We start from the raw sequence: 26,012 nt of genomic DNA on the forward strand, positions 1-26,012 counted from the left end.
TTATAAAAAAAGAAGCTGGATAAAACCAACTTCTTTTTTTGTTTATTCAACAACAGCCTCTGCAATTTCTTCTGCAGTAATTCCTGCGAAATAACGTCCCAAATTAATCGTTTGAAGGGCTTTAAGGACATCTTCACGTTCGTATTTAACGCCACGAAGAACTTCTTCTACAGCTGCTACGTCTTCAATACCGAAGAAGTCACCGTAAATCTTAATATCTTGAATTTTTGATTCAATAACATTCGCAAAGATTTCAACCTTACCACTTGGGAATTTAGTACCACGACGAACGTTATATTCAGGTGATTTCCCATAGTTCCAGTCCCAAGTTCCAAACTTAGTATCTTTGATACGATTGATTTCAGCCAATTCTTCATCTGAGAATACATACTCTGTCATCTCAGGATATTCTTTTTTCATGTATTCCAAGAGTAGATCGCGGAATTCTTCAACGGTAATTTTTTCTGGCAATTCATCGATAATGTTGGTCACACGAGCACGAACTGATTTAACTCCTTTAGACTCGAACTTATCTTTAGATACCTTAAGTGCATTAGCAAGGACAGACAAATCAACGTCAAAGAGAAGGCAACCATGGTGCATGATGCGTCCATTGATATAGGCTTGGGCATTTCCACAGAATTTCTTACCGTCAATCTCAAGGTCATTACGACCTGTGAATTCAGCTTTAACACCAAGTTGAGCCAAGGTATTGATTACTGGAGTTGAAAAACTCTTGAAGTCAAAGGCACGGTTTTCATCTTCTTTTGAGATGATCGTGTAGTTGAGGTTGTTCAAATCATGGTAAACAGCTCCCCCACCACTGATACGACGCACCACTTCAATTCCGTTTTCACGGACATAGTCGCGGTTAATTTCTTCGATGGTATTTTGGTGACGACCGACAATGATTGAAGGCTTGTTAATCCAAAGAATAAAGATTTGATCTTCATCAAGGAGATGTTTAAAAGCATACTCTTCTAAAGCGATATTAAAAGCAGTTTCGTTTGAATGATTGATAATGTATTTCATAAGATACCTTCTAATACGATAGAGACTGGAAACAAATTCCAGTCTAGTCTATCTATTTTTATTTTTTCTTAGGTGAATGGATAGCCATTCCAAGAACATCAGCAAATGCTTCGTACATAACTTCAGAGTATGTTGGGTGACCGTGGATTGTCTTAAGCATTTCTTCAACAGTGATTTCCATTTCGATGATGCTTGACGCTTCATTGATCAACTCTGCAGCTGCAGGACCAATGATGTGAACACCAAGGATTTCACCATATTTCTTGTCTGCAATGACTTTAACAAATCCTTGAGCCGCATCTGATGCAATAGCACGTCCGTTTGCAGCAAAGTTGAATTTACCGATTTGGACATCATATTTCTCACGGGCTTGTTCTTCTGTCAAACCAACTGCTGCTACTTCTGGAAGTGTGTAGATAGCTGCAGGAGTCAAGTTCAATTTAGCAACATGGTGATTTCCTTTAAGGGCATTTTCAGCAGCAACTTCACCCATACGGAAGGCAGCATGTGCCAACATTTTAGTACCGTTGATATCACCTGGTGCATAGATACCTGGAACAGAAGTTTCCATGTATTCATTAACCTTGATACGACCACGGTCTAACTCAAACTCAACTTCTCCGATTCCTTCAAGATCTGGAACACGACCGATTGAAAGAAGAGCTTTATTTGCGATGATATCATCTTTTCCTTCAACCTTGATACGAAGTTTGCCATCTTCTTCAATGATTTCTTGAAGTTTAGTACCTGTCAAGATAGTCATACCTTTACGTTCAAGAATCAAGCGAAGGTTCTTAGATACTTCCGCATCCATCGCTGGAACAATGCGATCCATCATTTCGATAACAGTAACTTTTGAACCAAATGTCATGAAGGCTTGACCAAGCTCAATACCGACAACTCCACCACCAATGATAACGAGGCTTTCTGGTACTTCATTCATTTCAAGGATATCGTCACTAGTCATAACAAGAGATGATTCCATACCAGGAACATTGATTTTGCTTACTTTTGAACCACCAGCAAGGATGATTTTCTTAGTTTCAAGTAATTCAGTACCGTTTACCAAGACATTCTTATCTTTCGTAATCGTACCGATACCCTTATGAACATCAACTCCATAGCTACGAAGAAGTCCTGCAACCCCACCAACAAGAGTATTCACAACTTTAGATTTAGTTTCTAAAAGTTTGTCCATATCAACAGTGAGGTTAGGATTTTCAATAACGATACCACGGTTTGCAGCATGACCGATATTTTCGATAATTTCAGCATTGTGAAGGTAAGTCTTAGTTGGGATACATCCACGGTTCAAACAAGTTCCACCAAGTTCAGATTTCTCAACAAGGGCAACCTTACCACCTAATTGAGCTGCTTTAATAGCAGACACATAACCAGCAGGACCACCACCAATAACGACGATATCGTAAGCATCATCGCTCTTACCATCATCGTTTGAAGCACTTACTGCAGGTGCTGGGCTAGCTTCTGGTGCAGCTGCTCCAGCTGATGGGATGTTTTCCCCTTCTTCACCAAGATATCCGATAACTTCAGTAACAGGTACAGTCTCGCCGTCCCCTTTCAGGATAGCGATCAAGTAACCGTCTTCTTCTGCTTCCAATTCCATGCTGACTTTGTCAGTCATGATTTCCAAAAGGATTTCTCCTTCTTTTACAAATTCTCCGACTTTTTTATTCCATTGGACGATTTGTCCTTCTGTCATATCCACGCCGGCTTTTGGCATAATTACTTCTAAGGCCATATCTTACTTCCTTTATCTATATTTCTAAAAACAAATTCTCTAAACCAACATTGAGATTGGGTTTTCAATTAAAGCTTTCAAGTCTTTCATAAACTTAGCACCAGCCATACCATCTACGACACGGTGGTCAATTGTTAAACCAAGACTCATAATTGGACGAATCTCGATTTCACCATTAACAACAACTGGTTTCTCAATTGTTGAGCTAACCCCAAGGATTGCTGAGTTCGGTTGGTTAATGATTGGACCAAACGATTGAACACCAAACATTCCCAAGTTACTGATGGTGAAGGTTGAATTTTGCAATTCGCTAGGAGCTAGTTTACCATCCAAAGTACGTCCGATAACATCTTTGAAGGCAACTACCAACTCAGACAAACTCAATTTTTCAGCATTATAAACAACTGGCGTCATCAAACCATTATCCATTCCAACTGCCATCGCAAGGTTGACATAGTTGTGAGTGATAATTGTCTTACCATCTTCAGTTAATGACGCATTGATGTATGGGTGTTTCATAAGAGTCTTAACAACCGCAAGTGAAAGCAAGTCTGTAACAGTTATTTTCTTACCAGTTGCTTCCATGATTGGATCAAGGACTTTCTTACGAAGGGCAAGCATTTCAGACATATCGACATCATAGTTAAGCGTGAAGGTTGGTGCAGTCAAGTATGACTCAACCATACGTTGAGCAATAACCTTACGCATTGGTGTCATTGGAATACGCTCGATTTCCCCATAAGGAGTTACGTTATCTGGAACTTCTTCCACTTTTTCAATCTGAGAAGGTGACTTAATCGTATCGTTTTCAATATTTTCCGGAAGGAAAGCTAAAACATCCTTCTTCATAATCTTGCCACGATGACCAGTTCCTTGGATTTCCTGCCATGCAATATTATGCTCTAGTGCAATTCGTTTTGCGAGTGGTGAAATGCGAACCACGTTAGTGTCTTTATATGTTTCCACGTCTTCTTTGTGGACACGACCGTTTGCGCCTGAGCCAGAAATGTCATAGAGATTGATTCCTAAATCATCTGCTAATTTTCTAGCTGCAGGAGTCGCTCTTAGCTTATCATCAGCCATGACCTCTCCTATTCTATACTAAGATATCAAGGACGTAGAGGACAAAGAAAAAATAGGAGATTGACGCTGTGTTCGATGAACACGAGGAAATCTATCTTTTTTTCACAGTCCTCAGTCCGGATTCAACTCTACAAGCAACTTGGACACGGAACGTGTCTCAAGTTGCTACGGTTGTCGCTATTAGGCGGCCAACCTAGTAGACTTACTAAGTTTTTTGTCAAATATTATCGATTCGTCAAAAAACTGTCGCAACTATACAATCAACTTGGATACAAAATATATCTCAAGTTACTACGGTTGCCGCTATAAGGCGGTCAACCTAGTCGACTTACTAAGTCGTTCGTCGGTTAATATCGACCCGACTCTCTCCTGTCGCAACTTTTCAACTTACTTGGATACGAAACGTATCTCAAGTTACTACGGTTGCCGCTGTTAGGCGGTCAACCTTGTAGACTTACTAAGTCGTTCGTCGGTTATTATCGAACCGACTCTCTCCTGTCGCAACTTTTCAACTTACTTGGATACAAAAAGTATCTCAAATAATTTTTATTTACATAATTTATATTATGTGCTATTGTTTGTTGTGAGTTTTACGGATTGCATCTTTGATGCTTTCAACTGTCGGAATCATTGCATTTTCAAGGTTTTGTGCGTAAGGCATTGGCACATCCTCCCCTGCGCAGCGACGAATTGGTGCATCCAAGTAATCAAATGCTTCTGATTCTGAGATAATAGCTGAGATCTCACCGATAAAACCACTTGTCTTGTGGGCATCGTTGACAAGAACTACTTTTCCAGTTTTCTTAACTGAGTTAATGATGATGTCTTTATCAAGTGGAACCAAAGTACGTGGGTCTACTACTTCTACTGAAATCCCTTCTTCAGCTAACTCTTCAGCTGCTTGCATAACACGACGAAGCATTTTACCATATGTTACTACTGTTACATCAGTACCTTCGCGTTTGATTTCCCCAACTCCAAGTGGAATCGTGTAGTCTGGATCAACTGGCACTTCACCTTTTTGGTTAAATTCTGATTTGTATTCAAGAATGATAACAGGGTTGTTATCGCGAATAGAAGACTTAAGAAGCCCTTTCATATCAGCTGGTGTACCTGGAGCTACAACCTTCAATCCTGGGATGTGCGTAAACCAAGATTCCAAGGATTGTGAGTGCTGAGCTGCAGAACCTACCCCGTTACCAGCTGCACATCGGATTGTCATTGGTACTTGACCTTTACCACCAAACATGTAACGAGTTTTAGCTGCTTGGTTGACGATATTATCCATGGCAATAACAGAAAAGTCCATAAAAGTCATATCAACGATTGGACGAAGTCCTGTCATAGCTGCACCAGCAGCTGCACCAGAAATAGCTGCTTCAGAAATCGGACAGTCACGAACTCGTTCTGGCCCAAATTCTTCAAGCATACCTACAGATGTGCCAAAGTCTCCACCGAAGACACCGACATCTTCACCCATCAAGAGTACATTTTCGTCGCGACGCATTTCCTCAGACATTGCAAGGATAATGGTATCGCGGAAAGACATTAATTTTGTTTCCATATTTCTCTACTTCTCCTTAGTCTGCGTAAATATCTTCAAATGCTGATTCTAGTGGAGGGAATGGACTTTCTTCTGCAAACTTAACAGATACTTCCACTGCTTCCTTAACTTGAGCCTGAATTTCTTCGAGTTCTTCTGCACTAGCAATTTTATTCTCAACAAGGTACTTGCGAAGGTTTTCGATTGGATCTTTTTCTTTCCACTCATCGACTTCTTCACGTGTACGATATTTACCAGGGTCTGATGATGAGTGACCAAGCCAACGGTAAGTTACACTTTCGATCAAGACAGGACCTTTACCAGAACGAACATGGTCAACTGCTTTCTTAAATCCTTCGTAGACATCGATAACGTTATTACCGTCTTCGATAAACATTCCTGGAATACCGTAAGCAGCACTACGCTCATGGATATGCTTGACATTTGTCATTTTCTTAATATCAGCAGAGATTCCATAACCGTTATTGATACAGTAGAAAATTACTGGAAGATTCCAAATTGAAGCCATATTAACAGCTTCGTGGAATACACCTTCGTTAGTCGCTCCATCACCAAAGAAGCAGACAACGATTTTACCAGTGTTTTTCATTTGTTGAGTAAGGGCTGCACCTACTGCGATTCCCATACCACCACCTACGATACCGTTGGCACCAAGGTTACCTGCATCTAGGTCGGCGATGTGCATTGATCCACCTTTACCTTTACAAGTTCCCGTATACTTACCAAGGATTTCAGCCATCATACCATTAAGGTCGATTCCTTTAGCAATAGCTTGTCCGTGACCACGGTGATTTGAGGTGATGAGGTCATCCTCGTTTAGAGCCAACATAGCCCCAACGTTAGCAGCTTCCTCACCAACAGAAAAGTGCGTCATACCTGGCACTTTACCTTTTTTTACTAATTGAGCAATTTTTAAATCCATACGACGAATTTCTTCCATCTTACGGAACATCTCAAGCAAAAGATTCTTATCTAAAGTTGACATAATCTTGCCTTTCTAAGTTTAATTTCTTATAGTTCTATTCTAACTGATAGGTTAACTAGAGTCAAAGATTATGCTTGCTAATTTTTCACAATGTAAAAAAAGAAAAGTCAATGAAATCAAGACTTTTCTTTACATAAAATAACTATTTCACAAACAGTTTTTCCAGTTTTTTTCATCAAATTATTTGATTGTTTTCATAATAACTTGTAAACGCCACTGATAAAGTATACCACTAATCACCAGACTAACAATTAAACCAATCCAATAAGAATAGGCGCCTAAGCCTGTCCAGTGATCTAAGACTAATCCCAGTGGAATGGCTACACCCCAGTATCCGAGAAGTCCAAGATAGAAGGGAACAACCGTATCCTTGTAGCCACGTAAAATTCCTTGCAGAGGTGCTGCGAAGGTATCAGCTAATTGGAAAAACAAACTATAGGTCATAAAAGAAGCTGTCAATTGAATGAAATCGGGATCTTGACCATAGAGACTAGCAACATTCTCACGATAAATATAAAGGAAACTAAGTGTTAAAATCGCGAAAATCATAGCTGTTAAACGTCCAATAAGTATGTATTGCTTAGCATCGTTTAAGCGTCTAGCCCCTACTTCGTAGGAAACAACAATAGCCATGGCTGTTGAGATACTCATAGGAAAGGCATACATGAGATTTGAGAAGTTCATAGCAGACTGATGGCTGGCGATGATGAGAGATGAAAACTTTGCCATAATCAAGCCGACTACTGAAAAAATGGCTACTTCAGCAAAGACAGTTCCACCAATTGGTAACCCAAGACGGATAGCTTCTTTGATTTTTTCTATTCGCAAGGGCATTGGTACTTCTAGATGATATTCCTTAAGCTTTTTATGTTTTAACAAGACTAAGATAGAAATCAATAACAAAGCCCAGTAGGCAAGTGAGGTACCGAGACCTGCACCTGCACCTCCAAGTTCAGGTACTCCAAATGCTCCATATATTAGTAAATAGTTAAATCCACTATTTAAAGGAAGTAAAAGAAGCATGAGATACATAGACAATTTTGTCAGTCCTAGCGTATCAAGTAGCGAACGTATCACACTGAAAAGTAAGAGCGGGATAATACCAATAGCTAGTAGCCATAAATAACGGGTTGCTACACTTGCTACAGCTGTCTCTAATCCCATGTATCCCAAAATAACTGGTACTAAAAAGAAGACTAGTAGAAAAAGAATAAGGGATAAGGCTAAAGATAGATAAATAAATTGATAAAAATCTGAAGCAACCTCTTTCTTCTGTCCTTGGCCCAAATGGTGTCCGATAATAGGTACTAAGGCTGATACAATCCCTGTCAGAAAGGTAAAAAAAGGATTCCATAAGCTTGTAGCTATGGAAACTCCTGCCAGATCCAGTGTATTATACTGACCCGTCATTGTTGTATCAACAAAGGAGGCCGAATAATTAGCAAATTGGTAAATCAATATCGGAAAGAATATTTTTAAAAATAAGATAATTTTATCTTTAATAGTTTCTGTTGTATGCATACCTACTCTTTCTACTCCTTTTCATCCAAGCCAAAAAGCTTTAAGCCGTATTTTCTCAAGCTCAAGGGTGAATTACTAGCTTTTGATGTCGTGTGCCAACAATTACATGAGGCGCAATAATAGCTTCTAACCAAGCCACCATTATCATAGTCTACGGCATGATCAGCTTTTTCCTTGGTTTCATACTGAATTTTAGCACGGTTAGCGGCTGGACAATATACTCCATGACAAGCATTTCGTTTACGATTTCTAAGTTTACGAAAATAATTCATCCTCAAGCTCCTAATCTGCTTGATAAACGATTTGTCCCTTACAGATAGTGTATTTAACCTGCCCTTTTAATTGTTCACCAATGAATGGTGAATTAGCTGCTTTAGAAGCAAAATGCGTGTCAACGATTCTGTCAGCTTTATCATCGAAAATCGTAATATCAGCTGGACCGTTTTCTGATAGATAACCTGCTTCAAAATTATACAATTTAGCTGGATTAACAGTCATTTTTTCTAGTAACTGCATCAAACTCAACTCGCCAGCTTCCACCAAGTAGGTTAAACCTAGTGACAAAGAAGTTTCCAAACCTGTCATACCTGATGGCGCTTTGGTAATATCCTCAAGATTTTTTTCGTCAGCATGGTGAGGCGCGTGGTCAGTAGCAATGACAGAAATGACTCCAGATTTTAAACCTTCAATAACTGCACGTCGGTCTGATTCCAAACGAAGAGGTGGATTCATCTTAGCGTTACTTCCTTTAGTCAAAAGCAGAGCTTCAGTCTTCGAAAAATGCTGTGGAGCTACTTCTGCAGTTACGTTAGCTCCCAAATTTTGAGCAAACTCCACAACCTTGACACTTTCTTCCTTAGACAAATGCTGAATATGAACATGAGCCTTAGTTGCATAGGCAATCATGACATCACGTGCAATCATTGCATACTCTGCAACCCCTGTAGCACCACAAATATGGAAGTGTTCTTTAGCAATGTTTTCATTAAAACCAAGCGTACCATTCAGGCCAGGATCTTCTTCGTGAAGACTAATAAAAGTATTTAGTTTTTTCGCTTCTTCCATGGCTTCCTTGACAACTTTACTACTTTCAAGAGGAATCCCGTCATCAGAAAAACCAACTGCCCCTGCTTCTAAAAGGGCTTTAAAATCAGTTAAGTCTTGACCATTAAAATTTTTGGTAATTGTAGCTACAGACTTAACGTTAATCTTTTCCTTAGCTGCAGATTGAAGAACTCCCTCTAAAGTCTCAACATCTGAGATAGTTGGATTGGTATTAGCCATCATAACGACAGTTGTAAATCCACCTGCAGCTGCTGCTAGTGCTCCTGTATGGATATCTTCCTTATGAGTTTGACCAGGTTCACGGAAATGAACATGGATATCCACCAAGCCAGGCGCAACCACAAGACCAGTAGCATCTATTACTTGAACTCCCTCAACATCGATTCGAGGAGCGATTTTAACGATTTTTCCATTTTCAACTAAAATATCACTGACTTGATCCAAACCAGACTTGGGATCCATCACACGGCCGTTTTTGATTACTAACATCGCTTTACTCCTTTATTCGTAGAAATCCACTTGGGTATCCAATAATTTATCGCCATCATAAACAAACTTTGCTGAAAAGAAAGGCTTATCCTCTAAGAGCCACTCTACGAAGGTGTGGTCTCCTTCCCAGGTTGGTTTGCTTAAAACCTCATCATAAGGAACCCATTCTAAGGTCCCTTCATTACAGTCAATCAATTCTCCTTCAAATTCTGTTACCTTAAAGACGTAGGTGTACCAGTCCAAATCTGGTGTGAATTCTGGAAAGGTGATCACTCCTTTTAGTACTGGTTTGGCTTTCAGACCTGTTTCTTCTAAAATTTCACGAGCAGCACATTCTTGTGGAGTTTCCCCCCGTTCTAACTTTCCACCTACACCGATCCATTTCCCTTCATGGACATCATTGGGCTTTTTATTGCGATGAAGCATGAGTAGCTCTTTCCCGTTATCAATGTAGCAAATTGTCGCTAACTGAGGCATATTCTCTCCTTATCTAAGCCAATCAATTGACTCTTGTCCACTTTCTTTTAAGAATGCATTGGCCTTAGAAAAAGGCTTGGAACCCCAAAATCCTCTGTAAACTGAAAGCGGACTCGGGTGGGCTGATTCGATAATCAAGTGCTGAGGATTTGTAACCAAGGCCTTCTTCTTACGTGCATAAGCACCCCAAAGAACAAATACTACTGGTCTATCTAAATTATTGACAACCTTAATCACTGCATCGGTGAAAGGCTCCCATATTTGACCAGCATGACCATTAGCCTGGCCAGCAGGGACAGTCAAGCAAGCATTAAGAAGCAAAACACCCTGCACCGCCCAAGAGGTCAAGTCATGAGACGGTTTTACCCCAATATCATCCGCAAGTTCTTTTAAAATATTTTGCAAAGAAGGAGGTGCTGGAATAGTATCTGGAACTGAAAAACTCAAGCCCTGAGCTTGACCATGCCCATGATAGGGATCCTGTCCCAGAATCACTACCTTAACCTCTTCTCGAGGAGTTGTTAAAAGAGCCTGAAAAACTTTTTCCTTTGGTGGATAAACTGTTCCCTGAGCATAAACCTGCTCCATAAAATGATTGATTTTCCCAAAATAACCTTCAGGTAATTGCTCTTTAATCAAAGCATGCCAGGATGAGTGTTGCATCTTAATCTCCTTTATAGTATCCATCTAAAAGCACGTTTTAATTCATCCGTACCATTTTTAAAAAAGCATAAACCATGTGCGAGTATGATTTTATCCGGTTTCCAGTTTAACATACGGGAAAAGGAAACCTTTGCTTCCCTTTGTCTTCCTAAAAAAGTCATCCGATAATCGATAGGAGTTTGACCATCAGGGGCTGTTACACGAGCTAAACGATAGATTTTTCTGCGGATTGGACTAGCTATTTTTTCTGGTTCAAAATTCTCTATAAGGTCTGTTACAATAAGTGTTTTAGTTGATTTATGAAAAAACACGACCTCTTCGATGACAGAACTTCCCTTAAAAATAAGCTGTTCAATCTCATCAGACCATAAGTCAGGAGCCTTATCTGTTAAGGAAGCTTCAAATTTCACCTTGACATTCTGACTTTTCGCTCTCTCTTCAACTCCTGGACCAGACCATGCTTGCGCATGAGGATATCTTTTTCTCCAATCTGCAATATAGGCGTAGTGAATCTTATTTGGTGAAATCAGGTAAGCGACTTTGCCCAAAGCGTCTAGTTCAGTAAAAAGTTTCTCATTTGGCGCAATAGGAGAATGAATCCAAAGTTTGCCATCATTTAACTTAATCACCGTCATACGTGTCTGAAAAGGAAGTTTGAAGACCTTCATATCCATTTGTATCAAATCACCGTCTACTATCCAGATATTTTGATCAACTTCCTTTAGTGAATACAATGGTTCATAAAGAGAAAGTTCTGGCCTTGACATCGTTAACTACTCCTTCGTTAATACTGCCTCTATTATAGCAAAAAGTGGCTATCTAAACCACTTTTAAAAGTATCTATTGAGATTTGAGAAGTTTTAGAAAGAATTTATACTAAAGAGCCTTTATTCAACCCCATTTCTCATATTAGAAAGGATAAATTCTTTGTCAATTTCATCAATAATCAATTCTGTTCGAGTATTAAGTTTTTCATCAAATCTTTTATTCAATTCCTTTACAGCGCTTATCTTAAACTCATCACTTGATTTTTGTTTATAGTAATCAAATCCTCCAGAAGCCGCACTCCAGCAACTCCCCCAATCTGAAAGATAGCCTATTATTTCAAAAACACTATCATTGTATTTTTCAAATTTTTTAGTTGCAGAACTTTTTAGATAGCCTGAAATACAATTTACAAAAGAGTAGTAATACTTAGAGTCACGAAATGAATTGTATTCTGCACTATGAAAACTTGGATCGATAATTCGTGCTGATCTCACATCTTCCATAGTGGGTTTTCTGGTCATTTTAATATCAGTCTGCAGATAAGCATAATAGGTTTCCTTATCAAAGAAAGCTCCATCTACCGCTATCAAAGCACCATACATGCCATCTTCATACTGAAACACCATCACAGCACCATTCCTATATTTGCTTTCTACATGAACAGGTGGAGCAATTCTCTTTTTTGGCTTGTCTTTTTTTACACTTATCTTTTCTAAAAACTTTTCTAGATTTTCACTTCTTTGTTCTAAAAATTCACTATCTGCACCTAATTCTTGGGCAAGTTCTAAATCCTCTTTGTTGATAATGATCTCTTTGATTTCAAGCAAAAATTCATCATCTAATTGCCCAACTTCCCATAAACAGTGTGCTAAGGCGAACAAGACATCATACATATCGTCATCGTATAAATCCGATGTCAGGTCATTTTTGATTGTAATTGCATCTTCTCCTTGATTGTATCTCTCGAAGAATTCTTCTTTAATATCTGAGGAAGTGTCATTTCCAAAAATCGTTGCATCCCATGTTCCCATAATTTTATCCCCCTTTTATTTTGGCATCTTTATATTTTCCCCAAACAATTCAGCAAATCTTTGTAAGAATGAACTTCATAAGTTGGCTGAGCTTGTGTCTTATTTTCCAGATGATGAGGATTATACCAGATGGTATCGATGCCAGCATTATTTCCACCCTGAATATCAGCTGACAAAGAATCACCAATCATAAGGGTCTGATTTTTATCAAAGTTAGGGATTCGAGCTCCAATTTTTTCATAAAATTCAGCATCTGGTTTTTGGGTATGGAGCTGTTCTGATATGAAAATTTCCTTGAAATATGGTGCGATTCCAGATTGTTCTAGACGACCTGTTTGAATATAGGTGATTCCATTTGTTGCAGCATAAAGCTCATAACCTTGACTTATCAATTTTCTTAATAATTCTTCGACACCTGGGAAAGTCTGTCCCTGTTTTGATAGGAAAAACTGGTAGCGCTCAGCTAAGTAGGACCCATCATTTTCAATACCAAAGTGAGCAAACAATTTTGCAAAACGTGTATTGATCAATTCTGATTTTGTAATCTTTTTCTGTTCCAAATCCTTCCAAAGTGATTTGTTCATAGGCACATAATAATCTTTGTAAGCTTGGATATCCTCTACTCCTTCTTCTTCTAAGAGTTGCGTCAGAGCTATATCCTCAGCAGCATCAAAATCGAGTAAGGTATGATCGAGGTCGAAGAATAGAAATTTGTATTTCAATTTAATGTTTCTCCTTTCTAAAAAATTTTTAATTTAATAAATTGTTACTTTTCTCTGCTTCTAATTTTTCTAACTCCGATTTTAGTTGTTTAATTCTGTTTTCAATCGTACTTTCTTGAAACTTCTTTTCATACATTTCGTATAATTTATTTCTTAGTAACGGCTCTGAAATCATATCAATCTCTGATAGTAGGCTTTCCTTAGTTAAATAGTTTACATGGTTGTTTATGTCTTGAAGAGGATCAAGTTCTTTGATAATGTTATTTATTTTAGAAATCGCAAATTCACCGTAGATATCCTTAATAAACATATCATCATGCATTATTTCCTGTATATTCTTAGCAAATGTATTCCTCATTAATTCTACTCTCACATCATCTTCATCTTTTACTAAACAAATAACATTTCCATTCTTGATATCAGATAACATAAAAGGAGAATGTGTAGTAAAAATAAATTGAATTTTTGAATTTGAAACTTTATTAAATTCATTGATTAAAAAATTTATTAAACGTCTAGACCATTCTAAATGAAGACCTTCTTCAATTTCATCTACAAGAATTATATTATTACCTTCAAATGATCTAGTTTTTACCAAAGCAACTAAATCAAGTAGGTTCTTCTCACCTTTTGAAGTAACTTCCCTAACTTGAAACCAGTTTGTCTCACCTCGTTCATTTATTAAATCTATTTTCCTTCTCTCTGTAATATCAATATTAGTTTTTAATTCATCTATAAAATCTTTAACTGATTGATCTTCAAAATCTATTTTTACAATACAACTCTGAGCATCAATTGATTTGAGATTATCATTAATCTGATAAAACTCTCTTAAAAACCTAGCTGTGAAATTAATATATTCAATAATATCATTGCTAGGTTCTACACCCAAATCTCTACATTTATCATAAGGTAGGTGTTCTCCAACAAATTCTCCGTCATCTTCCCTCACAAAATCTTTGTCTAAAAGTTGAGTAAAAAAAATAGTTATATCTTCAAAAAGAATTTCCCAATTAGCTACTATGTCATCTGCATTAGATACCTTATTATAATTTGGGAAATATAAATCTCGAATATACATATATGTATCAGAGAGAACATTTAGAATCTGCAACTCATTGAAAGATAAAGCTAACCCTTTTTCTAAGAATTCTTCAAAAGAAACTCTACCAAAAAAACCCTTAAATATAAATCCAAATCTGTTAAATACTACAAAGCGTTTAAATTCTATGCTTAGTCTCTTGAATCTTTTTTGAAATTCTTCATCTTTTAGTGCTTCATCTATGTTGTTATAATTTCTCTGTTTAGCGAAGTCATATAGCTCAACCAATTCTTTAATGGTATCACCTAAATACAAGAAATTCTCAAAATACAAATTATGCTCTCTATCATTTGTATGATAAATATTGTCTTCAAATACATATTCCGAAATAAACTCTTTAAAATCATATTCAGGATTCCAATCCAAGGGAAGTACTTTTCTAAAACAGTAGTCAGTTAAATCATTTAAAGTTTTTTCGAAAGTATTTATTCTGATTTCCCATTTATAATTGGAACTGTTTGAAATGAATCTTTTTTCAACAAGTAGTTTATAAGCATCAAACTTGGATTTCGCATCTTTCAGTGAGAACTGTTTACTATTTCCATATCGTCGTTTAATTAAACCATTATAATCCTCGTAACCTCTTAATACTTTTGAAGATTGAAAATAATACATATTGTCTATCTGACCATCCTCTACTGTATCTGATTTATAAATACCTGTGTATTTAAGTTTATTTATTTGCTCTATATGGCTATTGATTTCAATACTTTCAATATCAAAATTAAACATCTCCAATAAAACATTGCTATCCCAAAAAATTAAACAATAAGAAGAATCAAAAGCATGATATTTTCTCTCCTCTTTAGTACATCCAATCAAATCCAAAATAGTTGTCTTACCAACACCGTTATTCCCAACAATTGCGGTTATATTACTTATACTGTCTCCATAAAAATTTGGAACTGAATCCTCAACCTTGTTAACTTTTAAATGTTGATTTCTCCACTCTATTGTATAGTTCGAATTGAAAATAATTGGCTCATTCCATGAAATATTGTTGTATTTTTTAATTATTAATCCTATTAACTCCATATTATTCACCTATTAATCCGATATTTCTACTAATATCTGTTACGAATTTGGATAGAGGACGCTTCCCATACTCTTTAGAATCAGTATATGCGCCAGTTAAAAATCGATTGATTTCACTTTCTGTAAGTCCTTTCATCCCATACTCTTTAAACAGTGATTCAATTCTTTCTGTATAAGGTTTCGAATAATATTCTTTTTTCCACAACAATTCTTCAATTACATCAGAATGAACTTGGTATAACTCTATTATACCAATATTATCGAGGTCTTTCTTAAGTAAATCAAACTTTTCTGATTTTTGCCTCTCAATAAAAATTCTAGGTTGATGAATAGATTCTAAATCATAATTAAATCTAAAAAGATCGTCTACTTCGATACTTAAATCATAAGGAGAGATACTAAACTCACTAGTCAGTTTTTTGAGATTGCAAGAAGCACAACAAGGTACCAAATTATAAAAACAGACTGCTAACAGCGGATAATCAATTTTTGACCAAAAATGATCTAATTGACATGAATTTAGCAATTCAATATGTTTCTCATTTATTTTATGGCCTTCTGGACATTTTCTTTTTAAATATATTTCATCAGAAAAATACTCAAAAATATCAGCAGAATTGTCTTGACATTCTTTGCACTTGTAAACTTTCATTGTAGAATTGATAAAATTTCTATTACAATAGGGACAAACAATGAAACTGGAATTCTTTACTCTAGAATATCTAATCTCTTTTGTAATAAGATTATAGGAAGATTTTAAACACGATTTAAATTTTTGGAAATAATAAAGTCCATTATATTCGGGATGAAAAATCCAATCTTTTCTATCAATTTTGTTAGCATTCAAAAACCATTTAAATATTTTACATAAATCTTCGTATTCAAGTTGCATCAATTCTAAAAGCACATCATCACCTGTGCTCCAATTAATCCCTTCAATGACTAAATACTCCCGAATCCACTTTGAAATGTCCTTTTTAAAAGTTTCTTCACCTCTATATTTCTGAGAAAAATTCATTTGTACATATATAGATTTGCACCAATCTCTCACGTAATCCGGATCAAACTTTTCAATCTGTATCATTTATTTTCCTCCAATTTTACTATAATTTGATTGCTAAAAATTTCAGTTAAGAATAAATAATATAAACTTTGACAAATTTCGAAGAGTAAGTACTTATATTTCAAATCTAAATTTTCCTTTCTAAACATTTTGTAAGAAGAATTTTAGTTAATACTAGATAGTTATTCAAGACTTATTTGCGCACAATTTCCCTAGATAGGGCAGTAACTTAGTAAGTCATGATTACACTTCCAAATCATAGCCTTTAACTATCTATCATTTTATCTATTATTTTCACCAAGTATCAACTAAAACTAATAATTCTGTCAGCTTTACAAATATGAATTCTCCCTACTTGAAAAGCTCCTTTAAGAGAAAAGGAGCTATCTTGTATTTTATTGGTGTACAGCTTGGGCTGCTGTAATAAGAGTAAGTTTGAAGACGTCGTCTGAATTACATCCACGAGAAAGGTCATTAACTGGTTTGTTCAAACCTTGCAATACTGGACCAACCGCTGCAAAGCCACCGAGACGTTCTGCCATCTTGTAACCGATATTTCCTGCTTCAATACCTGGGAAGATAAAGACGTTTGCTTGACCAGCAACCTTGCTTCCTGGTGCTTTAAGAGCAGCTGTTTCAGGAACGAAGGCAGCATCAAATTGCAATTCCCCATCAATTTCAAGGTCAGGACGAAGATCATGAGCAATCTTAGTTGCTTCAACAACTTTATCTACGCTTTCACCAAAACCAGAACCTTTAGTTGAATAGCTTAGCATCGCAATTTTTGGTTCGATACCGAACATCTTAGCTGTGATAGCAGAGTTAATTGCAATCTCTGCCAATGCTTCAGCATCAGGATTGATATTGATGGCACAGTCACCAAATAGGTAACGCTCAGCGCCACGAACCATAAGGAAGGCACCTGAAGTACGACTAACATTTGGACGTGTTTTAATGATTTGAAGGGCTGGGCGAACAGTTGCCGCAGTAGAATGAATAGCTCCTGAAACCATTCCATCTACCAAGCCCATGTATACCAACATAACACCAAAATAGTTCACGTCTTTAACCAAGATTTCACGAGCTTCTTCTTCAGTCATTTTTCCTTTACGACGTTCTACAAGTGATGCTACCATGTCTTCAAATTGAGGATAATGTGCAGGATCAATCACTTCATAACCATCCATAATTCCTTCGATTTCAAGATAGATTTTAATTTTATCAGGATTTCCAAGTAGGACAGGAATAACTTCTGTTTCTTTTACGATTCGTTTTGTTGCTTGAAGAATACGTGGTTCTTCACCTTCTGGCAAGACAATACGTGCATTTTTACCAATTAGGTTGGCTTTTAAACTTTCAAAAACTTCCATGAGTTTTTACTCCTTTTAAGATAAATTATTATTTGATAACTGAGTAATAAGGGTGTTGAAATCATCCGGCAGTGGACTTTCCATCTCCAACTGCTCTTCAAGAAAAGGATGATAAAACGATAAGTAATGGCAATGCAGAGCTTGACGCTCTATGCCATGTTCAAGACTACCACCATAGAGGTCATCGCCAAGCAAAGGGAAACCGATATGGGAGAAATGAACACGAATCTGGTGTGTCCTTCCCGTATGTAGTCGAATATCAACTAGATGAATATTGCCATAAGACTGCACTATGCGATAAGAAGTATGGGCATATTTACCACCTTTTGCCACTCGTCTAGTAATGATTGAATCTTCGTCACGGGCAATCGGTGCAATAATCTCACCTTGAGGTTCCAGAAAACCATCTCCTTTAACCAGAGCAAAATAGCGCTTTTCAATGGCTTTCTTTTGCAACTGTTTGTCTAGTCTAGCATGAGCATAACCATGTTTAGCAAAAAGCATTAAGCCCGAAGTGTCCCGATCTAGTCTGGTTACAATGTGGACTTGTTGATTTTCATAGTTCTGTTTCACATAGTAGCCCTTGATAAAGTTAGCTATGGTATTGGAATGATTGACACTAGGAATCGAGGCCACACCAAAGGGTTTGTTTAGAATTAAGAAATGATCATCCTCAAACAGAATATCCAGTGGATAATCTATTGCTTCCAGTGTCTCGAAACCTTCCTCAGGAGGAATGTCGATGACAACCACATCTCCTATATCCAAGAGATAGGTTGCATTTTGTGGATGACCGTTTACGCGAATATCTCCACCTCGAAACTTGATTTTGGCTAGCAAACCTTTAGAGACTTCATGCTTTTTTAAAAAGGTCTTTACCTTGACGTGTTCGTCAGCAATGAACTCAAATCTCATTCATCCACCTCACCAATAAAGGCATCCTTGACACGATTCCAAAAACTGGTATGACTTGGAGTTGCGACAAAGTGGATCTTGTGGTGGTCAATCTGGTACTCTATTCGCTCAATATTACGGAAGGAATAAACACTATTGTCAACTGAAATGGTATGATAGTCATTGCGAGTCGGTATCAACTCGATCTTATCCTTCTTAGGTACAATGATTGACGAACCAAGGGTTCGGTAAACACGATTGTTCAAACTGGCAATCTCCGTTAATTGCAGAGCTTCGATAGTGTGATGCAATACAGCCCCACCGAGAGATTTATTATAGGCGGTACTACCAGTTGGTGTCGAGACGGTCAAACCATCCCCCCGAAAGCGTTCAAACGGTACATGATTGATAACAACATCCGCTACCATGGTTCTGTCAGTTCTCCGAATGCTTGCTTCGTTCAAGGCACGGAAAATTTTCACTTCACCATTTTCCAGAAAAATCTTTACATTTAAAAGCGGGTATGATACTCGAGCTCCACTGTCTAAGAGCAAATTAGTAACCAGTTGATCCAGTTCGAAATCACGATAGTCCGTATAAAAGCCCAAGTGTCCCGTATGAACACCCACAAAGCGAACCTTATCCAGCTGGTCCTCATACTTATGAAAAGCAGACAAGAGCATGCCATCTCCACCAATGGAAATCACAATATCTGGATTTTTGTCGTTTAATATAAAGTTATTTTTCCTGAGTCGATCTTTTAACTCATATAGGACTCTTTGACTTTGAGGTTTGCGGTTAGCGATTAGATCAATTCGTTTACCTGTATTCTTCATCGGTATCGTCACTGTTTCCTACCCCGTCATTTAACTTTCTATGTAAGGGATCAAAGAGAGCTTGTGCTTCTTGAATATCATCACGAATCTTGCTCATTTCTTCGTCTAACTGGTGAGAAATCCTCGCTGTAATGGCAAGTCGCTCCTTGATTTCCTCTGGGAAATCTCCCTGATATTTATAGTTGAGCGAATGTTCGATCGTTGCCCAAAAATTCATAGCCAAAGTTCGAATCTGAATCTCAACTAAAATCGTTTTTGCACCCTTAATCGTGTCAACAGTGTACTCGATAATCAAGTGATATGAGCGATAGCCCGAAGCCTTACGATGCTTAATATAGTCTCGTTCTTGAACGACTCTCATATCCTGTCTTCTATGAAGGATAGAGACAACTTCTTGCACGTCATCTACAAACTGAACCATAACGCGCAAACCTGCGATATCCTGCAAGTCTTGCTCAAGTGTATCATAGCCGATTCCACGACGGACCATTTTTTCCTTGATACTTTCTATCGGTTTAACGCGACCAGTTACAAACTCGATTGGAGAATGTTTATTTTGCTTACGGTATTGTTTGCGAATACCACGAAGTTTAATCTTCAACTCTCCAACAGCCTGAATGTAAGGATCTAAAAACTCTTCCCATTCTGTAATCATATATTTTTTGTGTCCAATTCTCTATACACTTTAGATTTATCTAGTCTTTGATTTTATAGAAAAAATCATATACAATAAATACAATGCTTATTATACCATATAATCGCTTTCATAGATAAGGAAAAGGTTAAAAAAATGAAACATTTGGAAATTGAAATGAAAACCCTTCTGACCAAGGAAGAGTATCTCCGATTACAAGCAAATTTTTCGGAAATTTTACCGATAACACAGAAAAACTATTACCTAGACACGCCAGATTTTTATCTTCGCCAGCATAAAATCGCCATGCGCATTCGTACTTTTGAGGATAGTGCTGAATTGACTATTAAAATCCCACAAACCGTAGGAAATATGGAATATAATCAAGCTTTAAGCTTAGAAGAAGCCACCAAATGCCTTGAATCAGGAAAACTCCCTCAAGGAATGATTCTTGAGGAACTCCTCTCCCGCGGGATTTCACCAAGAGATTGGACTGTTTTAGGATGCTTAACGACTATTCGTTACGAAAAGGCGACACCTATTGGTCTTATGGCACTTGATCAAAGCCACTACTTCGATATTGTTGACTACGAACTGGAGTTAGAAGTGGAAAATGGTGACCAAGGAAAGCTTGATTTTAAGGACTTTTTAGAGGCAAATGGCATCGATTACCAAAAAGCACCCTCAAAATTAGTTCGTTTTATAGAAAATATGAAAAAATACTGAAATTCTCTTCTTTTTTTGATAGAATAGAAGGGATAAAAAATAATAGAATCTGTGTCGCAAATACTTTCTTCAAATAAGCTTTTCTCAGACTAAGAAACAAGGATTTTTAAGAAAAATAGTTTACTACACAGCTTCACATAGTTTATAGAGGACGGTTTATCAATGTCAGATACAAAAAACATGAAGCTTTTCGCTCTCAATTCCAATCAGGAAATTGCTCAAAAAATTGCTGATGCTGCTGGTGTTCCACTTGGAAAGTTGTCTTCCCGTCAATTTTCAGACGGTGAAATCCAAGTCAACATCGAAGAAAGTGTCCGTGGTTATGACGTCTATATCATCCAATCAACCAGCTACCCTGTCAACAATCACTTGATGGAACTCTTGATTATGGTTGATGCCTGTGTTCGCGCTAGTGCAAATACGATTAACGTTGTCCTTCCTTACTTTGGCTACGCGCGTCAAGACCGTATCGCTTCTTCTCGCGAACCACTTACTGCCAAGCTTGTTGCAAATATGTTGGTCAAAGCTGGAGTTAGTCGCGTATTGACTCTAGACCTCCATGCCGTTCAGGTTCAAGGTTTCTTTGACATTCCAGTTGATAACCTCTACACAATTCCACTTTTTGCAAAACACTATTGTGATAAAGGACTCGTTGGTTCAGATGTGGTTGTCGTTAGTCCTAAAAACTCTGGTGTAAAACGTGCTCGTAGCCTTGCTGAATATCTTGATGCTCCAATTGCGATTATCGACTATGCGCAAGATGATTCTGAACGCAACCAAGGCTATATCATTGGTGATGTTGAAGGTAAAAAAGCAATCTTAATCGATGATATTCTTAACACTGGACGTACTTTCTCTGAAGCAGCTAAAATCGTGGAACGCGAAGGCGCAACTGAAATCTATGCTGTTTCAAGTCACGGACTTTTTGTTGAAGGTGCTGCAGAATTGTTAGATGCAGCAAATATCAAGGAAATCTTGGTAACAGACTCTGTTGCAACTAAAGGGAAAACACCTAAAAACGTACAATACATCACTGCTAGCGAATTGATTGGTGATGCTATGGTTCGTATTCACGAAAGAAAACCAGTTAGTCCACTATTTAAATAGAAATAAGGTGAGCTTTTGATTTATTTGGATAATGCTGCTACGACTCCTATGTCAGCAGTTGCTATCTCAGCAATGACTCAAGTCATGCAGGAAACCTATGGAAATCCTTCTAGTATTCATAGTCATGGTCGCCAAGCGGGAAAATTATTGCGTGAAGCGCGCCAAGACTTGGCATCTTTACTAGGAACTAAACCCCAACATCTTTTCTTCACTGCGGGCGGGACTGAAAGTAACAACACTGCTATTATCGGTCACTGTCTCCGTCACCAAAATTTGGGCAAACACATCATTACCACTGCTATTGAGCATCATTCTGTCCTTGAGCCCATTGAATACTTGGTGGAGAATTTTGGTTTTGAAGTAACAATTTTACAACCCATAAATCAAGAAATCTCTGCTCAACAAGTTCAAGAAGCTCTTCGTGATGATACTATCCTTGTCTCAACTATGTATGCCAACAATGAAACGGGTACTCTTTTACCAATTTCAGAAATTGGAGAACTTCTGAAACAGCATCAGGCAGCTTACCATGTGGATGCAGTCCAAGCAGTTGGAAAAGTTCCGATTTTACCTGAGATTTTGGGAATTGATTTCCTAAGCGCTTCTGCCCATAAGTTTCATGGCCCTAAAGGCATTGGTTTTCTTTACTCTGCTACTATGGACTTTGATTCCTACCTTCATGGTGGAGATCAGGAACAAAAGAAAAGAGCAGGAACTGAAAATCTTCCTGCAATAGTTGGAATGGTAGCAGCACTCAAAGAGGCACTTGAAAAACAGGAGCAGCATTTCAAAGAGGTGGAAGAACTCAAAGATGTATTTCTACATGAAATGACTGGGGCTGACTATTATCTTAACCAAGGAAAGGACCAGTTGCCTTATGTCCTCAATATTGGATTTCCAGGTCAAAAAAATGATTTATTGCTTCTTCGACTAGATCTTGCTGGAATTTCAATATCGACTGGTTCAGCTTGTACTGCTGGTATTGTCCAAATTAGTCATGTCCTAGAAGCTTTCTATGGACCAGAATCCCATCGCTTACATGAATCTGTTCGCATCAGCATTTCCCCTCAAAATACTATTCAAGAAATGAAACAACTTGCAGAAACTCTAAAAGAAATTATCGGAGGTTAACTCAATGGCATTCGAACAAACAATTCGTCTCAAAAATTGCCGTTACGATTATACAATCAGTCCAACTGTCAAAAAATTTACTCTTAAAGATAACACTTTCTTTGAAACAAAGGTTGGTAATTACGAACTTACTCGTCTTCTCGAAAAGGTTCCTAATAGTGGTGAAGGTTTTCAACTTAAAATCGTTATCAATAAAGAGCTAAATGGTGCAAAAATCAATATTACCGACAAATTTGGTTTACGATTGGTAGATATCTTTAAATCTGAAGACCACCACATCCACCAAGAAAAGTTCTACTTCCTAATGGACAGCTTAGTAGAACGAGGCGTCTTTACAAAAAGCGAAAGATAGGATACAAATATGTTCCGTCTAGCTTATAAGGATACTTATCAAATTGACCGTGTCCTAAAATATGAAGATTACGAGTCACTCATGCTTTCGCTATCAGGATGTGTGACTCTGCCTGATACGACAGTCATTACTTCTCTCACCTATAATGATAAAGAAATCTATAAGGGACTTCTAGGAAATCTCTATCACTTTCTATCTCGAAATGATATAAGCAAGATAAACTAAGATTTTTCTTAGTTTTTTCTTGTTTTTGTTGATTTTTTCACAATCTTTCTATAAAATAGTAGTTAGAAAGGTTGTGATATTGTGAAAGAAAAACAGTCCACTATTCCTAAAGCAACAGCAAAGAGACTTTCTCTTTATTACCGTATCTTCAAAAGATTTAACGCCGAAAAGATTGAAAGAGCAAACTCAAAACAAATTGCCGAGGCGATTGGAATTGATTCTGCTACTGTTCGACGAGACTTCTCCTACTTTGGCGAACTTGGTCGTCGTGGTTTTGGCTATGATGTTAAAAAGCTAATGACCTTTTTTGCTGATCTTCTAAATGATAATTCGATTACAAATGTCATGCTTGTTGGTATTGGTAACATGGGACATGCCCTACTCCACTACCGCTTCCATGAACGCAATAAAATGAAAATCATTATGGCTTTTGATTTGGACAATCATCCTGAAGTTGGAACCCAAACTTCTGATGGTATTCCAATTTATGGAATTTCCCAAATCAAAGATAAAATAAAAAATGCAGATGTAAAAACTGCTATCCTAACTGTTCCTAGCGTCAAATCACAAGAAGTAGCTAATCTCCTTGTTGAAGCTGGTATCAAAGGGATTCTAAGCTTTTCACCTGTTCATCTTCAACTACCAAAAGATGTTGTTGTCCAGTATGTTGATTTAACGAGTGAATTGCAAACTCTCCTTTATTTCATGCGAAAAGAGGATTAGAAAGCGAAAGCATAATATATGAAAAAACCAGTTATTGGGATTACAGGAAACGAAAAAACTCATCCTGATGATGAGTTGATGATGAGTTATTGTATCAAGGTTTTTGTCGAAGGTGTCAAAGAAGCAGGTGGTATACCTCTTATTTTACCCATCGGTGATGAAGAGATGGCTCGTGCTTATGTTTCGATGGTAGATAAGCTCATCCTTACTGGTGGGCAAAATGTCGATCCTAAGTTTTATGATGAAGAAAAGACCATTGATAGTGATGACTACCACTTACAAAGAGATATCTTTGAGTTAGCTTTGATAAAAGAAGCTATCCAGCAAAATAAAGCCATTTTTTCTGTTTGTCGTGGGACTCAACTCTTTAATGTTGCTATGGGGGGTACCTTGTTTCAAGATATTGAAGACCACTGGCAAGACTCTACTGCCGAATACACCACTCAGCGCTTGGCAACAGAGCCAGATAACATTCTTAGAGAGATTTACGGGGAAATCTCCCATATCAATTCATTCCACCACCAGAGCATTAAGGACTTAGCTCCTAATCTCAAGGTTATCGCCTATGATCCAAAAGATAACATTATCGAGGCAGTAATGACAACTGATCAGATTCGCTTTCTCGGTGTTCAATGGCATCCTGAGAGTCTCTATGAAAATCGTCCCAAGGATAAGAAGCTCTTTGACTATGTCGTTAATAAATTGTAAGTGGCTGGTTCAAAAAGGTTTAAAAAAGAAAAAGGCATTATTTCAGGTGTTCAAAAAGCTCGAAATGATGCTTTTTATAATGAAAATATGCGCTTATACTCAATGAAAATCAAAGAGCAAACCAGAAAGCTAGCTGCAGGCTGTACTTGAGTACGGCAAGGTGAAGCTGACGTGGTTTGAAGAGATTTTCGATGAGTATTATTTTCCATAGAGATGTGTTTTGTATTAAATTCATTTATATGAGGTCTGTCTTCTCACGATAACTAAAATAATCGGAGTGTGAGACAATTAGATGGTCCAATAAGACCAAACCCATTAATTCACAGGCTTCTTTAACAAGCTTCGTAACATGGTCATCGTTTCTACTTGGCATGACAGCACCAGAAGGGTGATTGTGAACCAGTATCACAGATGTTGCCATATGCTTTAAAGCATAGTGGAGAATTTCCCGTGGTTCAGCAATACTTCTAGTAGCTGACCCGATAAAAATAGTTTGCTGATGAATGATTTGATTTTGAGTATTAAGATAGAGCGCCACCAGGTGCTCTTGTTTTTTATCTCCCAGCTCAGCTTGCATCTTTTTAGCCAACTTTTGACTACTGAGAATACTCTCTGCCTCAATGGTTTCTTGTTTATGAATACGATGGCCCAGTTCAATCATGGCTTGCAACTCAATAGCTTTCACTCTACCAATACCTGATAATCCCTGTAGTTCTTGTAGGGTCATTTTTTTCAAATCAGTTAAGCAACTTAATTGATTCAATACTTTTTGAGCGATTTCAAAAACAGTAGATTGACGAGTTCCTGTTCGTAACAAAATGGCTAGTAACTCCTGATTACTCAAACTCTCTACTCCTTCTGTTACCAACCGTTCTCTTGGCAAGAGCGAATCTTCTTGAAATGAAATACTATACATAAAAATCCTCCTCACTTTATTATTCGTG

The 26,012-nt window shown here is 37.4% G+C and carries 28 protein-coding genes; 8 read left to right on the plus strand and 20 right to left on the minus strand.

The window, feature by feature from the left end:
* Nucleotides 1-42 precede the first annotated feature (42 nt).
* The 19 genes from QM887_RS00560 to QM887_RS00650 all read right to left on the minus strand — a co-directional run bounded on the left by QM887_RS00560 (nt 43) and on the right by QM887_RS00650 (nt 20,117).
* A complete protein-coding gene (locus QM887_RS00560; RefSeq protein ID WP_414270043.1) occupies nt 43-1,032 on the minus strand; it encodes a lipoate--protein ligase in 990 nt (329 codons plus the stop codon).
* 58 nt (nt 1,033-1,090) lie between these two features.
* Entirely contained in the window at nt 1,091-2,794 is a 1,704-nt protein-coding gene (gene lpdA / locus QM887_RS00565) for a dihydrolipoyl dehydrogenase (RefSeq protein WP_414270044.1), read from the minus strand.
* A 39-nt stretch (nt 2,795-2,833) separates the two neighbouring features.
* The gene (locus QM887_RS00570; protein ID WP_414270045.1) at nt 2,834-3,877 is read right to left on the minus strand and encodes a dihydrolipoamide acetyltransferase; all 1,044 of its coding nucleotides are present in this window, start codon (nt 3,875-3,877) and stop codon (nt 2,834-2,836) included.
* 571 nt (nt 3,878-4,448) lie between these two features.
* Nucleotides 4,449-5,441: an alpha-ketoacid dehydrogenase subunit beta gene (locus QM887_RS00575; RefSeq protein WP_006150669.1), complete on the minus strand. Its 993-nt coding sequence runs from the start codon at nt 5,439-5,441 to the stop codon at nt 4,449-4,451.
* A 16-nt stretch (nt 5,442-5,457) separates the two neighbouring features.
* Nucleotides 5,458-6,426, minus strand: a complete 969-nt coding sequence (locus QM887_RS00580) for a thiamine pyrophosphate-dependent dehydrogenase E1 component subunit alpha (protein ID WP_414270046.1) — start codon at nt 6,424-6,426, stop codon at nt 5,458-5,460.
* Nucleotides 6,427-6,606: 180 nt separating this feature from the next.
* A complete protein-coding gene (locus tag QM887_RS00585; protein ID WP_414270047.1) occupies nt 6,607-7,947 on the minus strand; it encodes an MATE family efflux transporter in 1,341 nt (446 codons plus the stop codon).
* Between the two features lie 11 nt (nt 7,948-7,958).
* Entirely contained in the window at nt 7,959-8,219 is a 261-nt protein-coding gene (locus QM887_RS00590; RefSeq protein WP_075228585.1) for a hypothetical protein, read from the minus strand.
* A gap of 10 nt (nt 8,220-8,229) precedes the next feature.
* Nucleotides 8,230-9,501: a dihydroorotase gene (locus QM887_RS00595; protein WP_414270048.1), complete on the minus strand. Its 1,272-nt coding sequence runs from the start codon at nt 9,499-9,501 to the stop codon at nt 8,230-8,232.
* A 12-nt stretch (nt 9,502-9,513) separates the two neighbouring features.
* Nucleotides 9,514-9,978 carry an NUDIX hydrolase gene (locus QM887_RS00600; RefSeq protein WP_001135775.1) on the minus strand — a complete coding sequence of 155 codons (465 nt, stop codon included), beginning with the start codon at nt 9,976-9,978 and terminating at the stop codon, nt 9,514-9,516.
* Nucleotides 9,979-9,987: 9 nt separating this feature from the next.
* A complete protein-coding gene (locus QM887_RS00605; protein WP_414270049.1) occupies nt 9,988-10,641 on the minus strand; it encodes a uracil-DNA glycosylase in 654 nt (217 codons plus the stop codon).
* Between the two features lie 11 nt (nt 10,642-10,652).
* Nucleotides 10,653-11,408 (minus strand): DUF4336 domain-containing protein, encoded by a 756-nt coding sequence (locus QM887_RS00610; protein ID WP_414270050.1) that lies wholly within the window; start codon nt 11,406-11,408, stop codon nt 10,653-10,655.
* A gap of 120 nt (nt 11,409-11,528) precedes the next feature.
* Complete coding sequence (locus tag QM887_RS00615) at nt 11,529-12,440, minus strand: hypothetical protein (protein ID WP_414270051.1); 912 nt, start codon at nt 12,438-12,440, stop codon at nt 11,529-11,531.
* A gap of 29 nt (nt 12,441-12,469) precedes the next feature.
* Nucleotides 12,470-13,162, minus strand: coding sequence for a YjjG family noncanonical pyrimidine nucleotidase (locus tag QM887_RS00620; protein ID WP_414270052.1), 693 nt, complete (start codon nt 13,160-13,162; stop codon nt 12,470-12,472).
* A gap of 28 nt (nt 13,163-13,190) precedes the next feature.
* Nucleotides 13,191-15,299: an AAA family ATPase gene (locus tag QM887_RS00625; protein WP_414270053.1), complete on the minus strand. Its 2,109-nt coding sequence runs from the start codon at nt 15,297-15,299 to the stop codon at nt 13,191-13,193.
* Between the two features lies 1 nt (nt 15,300).
* On the minus strand, nt 15,301-16,383 hold the full coding sequence (locus QM887_RS00630; protein ID WP_414270054.1) for a hypothetical protein: 1,083 nt from the start codon (nt 16,381-16,383) through the stop codon (nt 15,301-15,303).
* Between the two features lie 374 nt (nt 16,384-16,757).
* A complete protein-coding gene (pta, locus tag QM887_RS00635) occupies nt 16,758-17,732 on the minus strand; it encodes a phosphate acetyltransferase (protein ID WP_414270055.1) in 975 nt (324 codons plus the stop codon).
* 15 nt (nt 17,733-17,747) lie between these two features.
* Nucleotides 17,748-18,647, minus strand: a complete 900-nt coding sequence (locus QM887_RS00640; protein WP_301559626.1) for an RluA family pseudouridine synthase — start codon at nt 18,645-18,647, stop codon at nt 17,748-17,750.
* Nucleotides 18,644-19,462 carry an NAD kinase gene (locus QM887_RS00645; RefSeq protein ID WP_075230147.1) on the minus strand — a complete coding sequence of 273 codons (819 nt, stop codon included), beginning with the start codon at nt 19,460-19,462 and terminating at the stop codon, nt 18,644-18,646. The genes QM887_RS00640 and QM887_RS00645 overlap by 4 nt, the downstream gene beginning before the upstream one ends.
* Nucleotides 19,446-20,117, minus strand: coding sequence for a GTP pyrophosphokinase (locus tag QM887_RS00650; RefSeq protein ID WP_414270056.1), 672 nt, complete (start codon nt 20,115-20,117; stop codon nt 19,446-19,448). Before QM887_RS00650 ends, QM887_RS00645 begins: the two co-directional genes overlap by 17 nt.
* A gap of 135 nt (nt 20,118-20,252) precedes the next feature.
* Here QM887_RS00650 and QM887_RS00655 point away from each other — a divergent pair, with 135 nt between their 5' ends.
* The 8 genes from QM887_RS00655 to QM887_RS00690 all read left to right on the plus strand — a co-directional run bounded on the left by QM887_RS00655 (nt 20,253) and on the right by QM887_RS00690 (nt 25,218).
* Nucleotides 20,253-20,822, plus strand: a complete 570-nt coding sequence (locus QM887_RS00655) for a CYTH domain-containing protein (RefSeq protein WP_414270057.1) — start codon at nt 20,253-20,255, stop codon at nt 20,820-20,822.
* A gap of 162 nt (nt 20,823-20,984) precedes the next feature.
* The gene (locus QM887_RS00660; protein ID WP_414270058.1) at nt 20,985-21,929 is read left to right on the plus strand and encodes a ribose-phosphate diphosphokinase; all 945 of its coding nucleotides are present in this window, start codon (nt 20,985-20,987) and stop codon (nt 21,927-21,929) included.
* A gap of 15 nt (nt 21,930-21,944) precedes the next feature.
* Entirely contained in the window at nt 21,945-23,060 is a 1,116-nt protein-coding gene (locus QM887_RS00665) for a cysteine desulfurase family protein (RefSeq protein WP_414270059.1), read from the plus strand.
* Nucleotides 23,061-23,064: 4 nt separating this feature from the next.
* Nucleotides 23,065-23,412, plus strand: coding sequence for a DUF1831 domain-containing protein (locus QM887_RS00670; protein ID WP_414270060.1), 348 nt, complete (start codon nt 23,065-23,067; stop codon nt 23,410-23,412).
* 9 nt (nt 23,413-23,421) lie between these two features.
* The gene (locus QM887_RS00675; protein WP_414270061.1) at nt 23,422-23,637 is read left to right on the plus strand and encodes a DUF4649 family protein; all 216 of its coding nucleotides are present in this window, start codon (nt 23,422-23,424) and stop codon (nt 23,635-23,637) included.
* Between the two features lie 81 nt (nt 23,638-23,718).
* Entirely contained in the window at nt 23,719-24,360 is a 642-nt protein-coding gene (locus tag QM887_RS00680; RefSeq protein ID WP_414270062.1) for a redox-sensing transcriptional repressor Rex, read from the plus strand.
* Between the two features lie 18 nt (nt 24,361-24,378).
* Nucleotides 24,379-25,068: a gamma-glutamyl-gamma-aminobutyrate hydrolase family protein gene (locus QM887_RS00685; RefSeq protein WP_414270063.1), complete on the plus strand. Its 690-nt coding sequence runs from the start codon at nt 24,379-24,381 to the stop codon at nt 25,066-25,068.
* On the plus strand, nt 25,069-25,218 hold the full coding sequence (locus tag QM887_RS00690; RefSeq protein ID WP_414270064.1) for a hypothetical protein: 150 nt from the start codon (nt 25,069-25,071) through the stop codon (nt 25,216-25,218). It begins immediately after the preceding gene.
* 85 nt (nt 25,219-25,303) lie between these two features.
* On the opposite strand, the gene radC is transcribed toward QM887_RS00690, so the two are convergent.
* On the minus strand, nt 25,304-25,984 hold the full coding sequence (radC, locus tag QM887_RS00695) for a RadC family protein (RefSeq protein ID WP_075230138.1): 681 nt from the start codon (nt 25,982-25,984) through the stop codon (nt 25,304-25,306).
* Nucleotides 25,985-26,012 lie beyond the last annotated feature (28 nt).

It is taken from the genome of Streptococcus infantis, from assembly GCF_047460875.1.
GTDB lineage: Bacteria > Bacillota > Bacilli > Lactobacillales > Streptococcaceae > Streptococcus > Streptococcus infantis_AA.

Bases quoted from the DNA above. Each gene is read 5' to 3' on its own strand.
- QM887_RS00560 (WP_414270043.1), bottom strand. From the start codon at position 1,032: ATGAAATACATTATCAATCATTCAAACGAAACTGCTTTTAATATCGCT.
- lpdA (WP_414270044.1), bottom strand. From the start codon at position 2,794: ATGGCCTTAGAAGTAATTATGCCAAAAGCCGGCGTGGATATGACAGAA.
- QM887_RS00570 (WP_414270045.1), bottom strand. From the start codon at position 3,877: ATGGCTGATGATAAGCTAAGAGCGACTCCTGCAGCTAGAAAATTAGCA.
- QM887_RS00575 (WP_006150669.1), bottom strand. From the start codon at position 5,441: ATGGAAACAAAATTAATGTCTTTCCGCGATACCATTATCCTTGCAATG.
- QM887_RS00580 (WP_414270046.1), bottom strand. From the start codon at position 6,426: ATGTCAACTTTAGATAAGAATCTTTTGCTTGAGATGTTCCGTAAGATG.
- QM887_RS00585 (WP_414270047.1), bottom strand. From the start codon at position 7,947: ATGCATACAACAGAAACTATTAAAGATAAAATTATCTTATTTTTAAAA.
- QM887_RS00590 (WP_075228585.1), bottom strand. From the start codon at position 8,219: ATGAATTATTTTCGTAAACTTAGAAATCGTAAACGAAATGCTTGTCAT.
- QM887_RS00595 (WP_414270048.1), bottom strand. From the start codon at position 9,501: ATGTTAGTAATCAAAAACGGCCGTGTGATGGATCCCAAGTCTGGTTTG.
- QM887_RS00600 (WP_001135775.1), bottom strand. From the start codon at position 9,978: ATGCCTCAGTTAGCGACAATTTGCTACATTGATAACGGGAAAGAGCTA.
- QM887_RS00605 (WP_414270049.1), bottom strand. From the start codon at position 10,641: ATGCAACACTCATCCTGGCATGCTTTGATTAAAGAGCAATTACCTGAA.
- QM887_RS00610 (WP_414270050.1), bottom strand. From the start codon at position 11,408: ATGTCAAGGCCAGAACTTTCTCTTTATGAACCATTGTATTCACTAAAG.
- QM887_RS00615 (WP_414270051.1), bottom strand. From the start codon at position 12,440: ATGGGAACATGGGATGCAACGATTTTTGGAAATGACACTTCCTCAGAT.
- QM887_RS00625 (WP_414270053.1), bottom strand. From the start codon at position 15,299: ATGGAGTTAATAGGATTAATAATTAAAAAATACAACAATATTTCATGG.
- QM887_RS00630 (WP_414270054.1), bottom strand. From the start codon at position 16,383: ATGATACAGATTGAAAAGTTTGATCCGGATTACGTGAGAGATTGGTGC.
- pta (WP_414270055.1), bottom strand. From the start codon at position 17,732: ATGGAAGTTTTTGAAAGTTTAAAAGCCAACCTAATTGGTAAAAATGCA.
- QM887_RS00640 (WP_301559626.1), bottom strand. From the start codon at position 18,647: ATGAGATTTGAGTTCATTGCTGACGAACACGTCAAGGTAAAGACCTTT.
- QM887_RS00645 (WP_075230147.1), bottom strand. From the start codon at position 19,462: ATGAAGAATACAGGTAAACGAATTGATCTAATCGCTAACCGCAAACCT.
- QM887_RS00650 (WP_414270056.1), bottom strand. From the start codon at position 20,117: ATGATTACAGAATGGGAAGAGTTTTTAGATCCTTACATTCAGGCTGTT.
- QM887_RS00655 (WP_414270057.1), top strand. From the start codon at position 20,253: ATGAAACATTTGGAAATTGAAATGAAAACCCTTCTGACCAAGGAAGAG.
- QM887_RS00660 (WP_414270058.1), top strand. From the start codon at position 20,985: ATGTCAGATACAAAAAACATGAAGCTTTTCGCTCTCAATTCCAATCAG.
- QM887_RS00670 (WP_414270060.1), top strand. From the start codon at position 23,065: ATGGCATTCGAACAAACAATTCGTCTCAAAAATTGCCGTTACGATTAT.
- QM887_RS00675 (WP_414270061.1), top strand. From the start codon at position 23,422: ATGTTCCGTCTAGCTTATAAGGATACTTATCAAATTGACCGTGTCCTA.
- QM887_RS00685 (WP_414270063.1), top strand. From the start codon at position 24,379: ATGAAAAAACCAGTTATTGGGATTACAGGAAACGAAAAAACTCATCCT.
- radC (WP_075230138.1), bottom strand. From the start codon at position 25,984: ATGTATAGTATTTCATTTCAAGAAGATTCGCTCTTGCCAAGAGAACGG.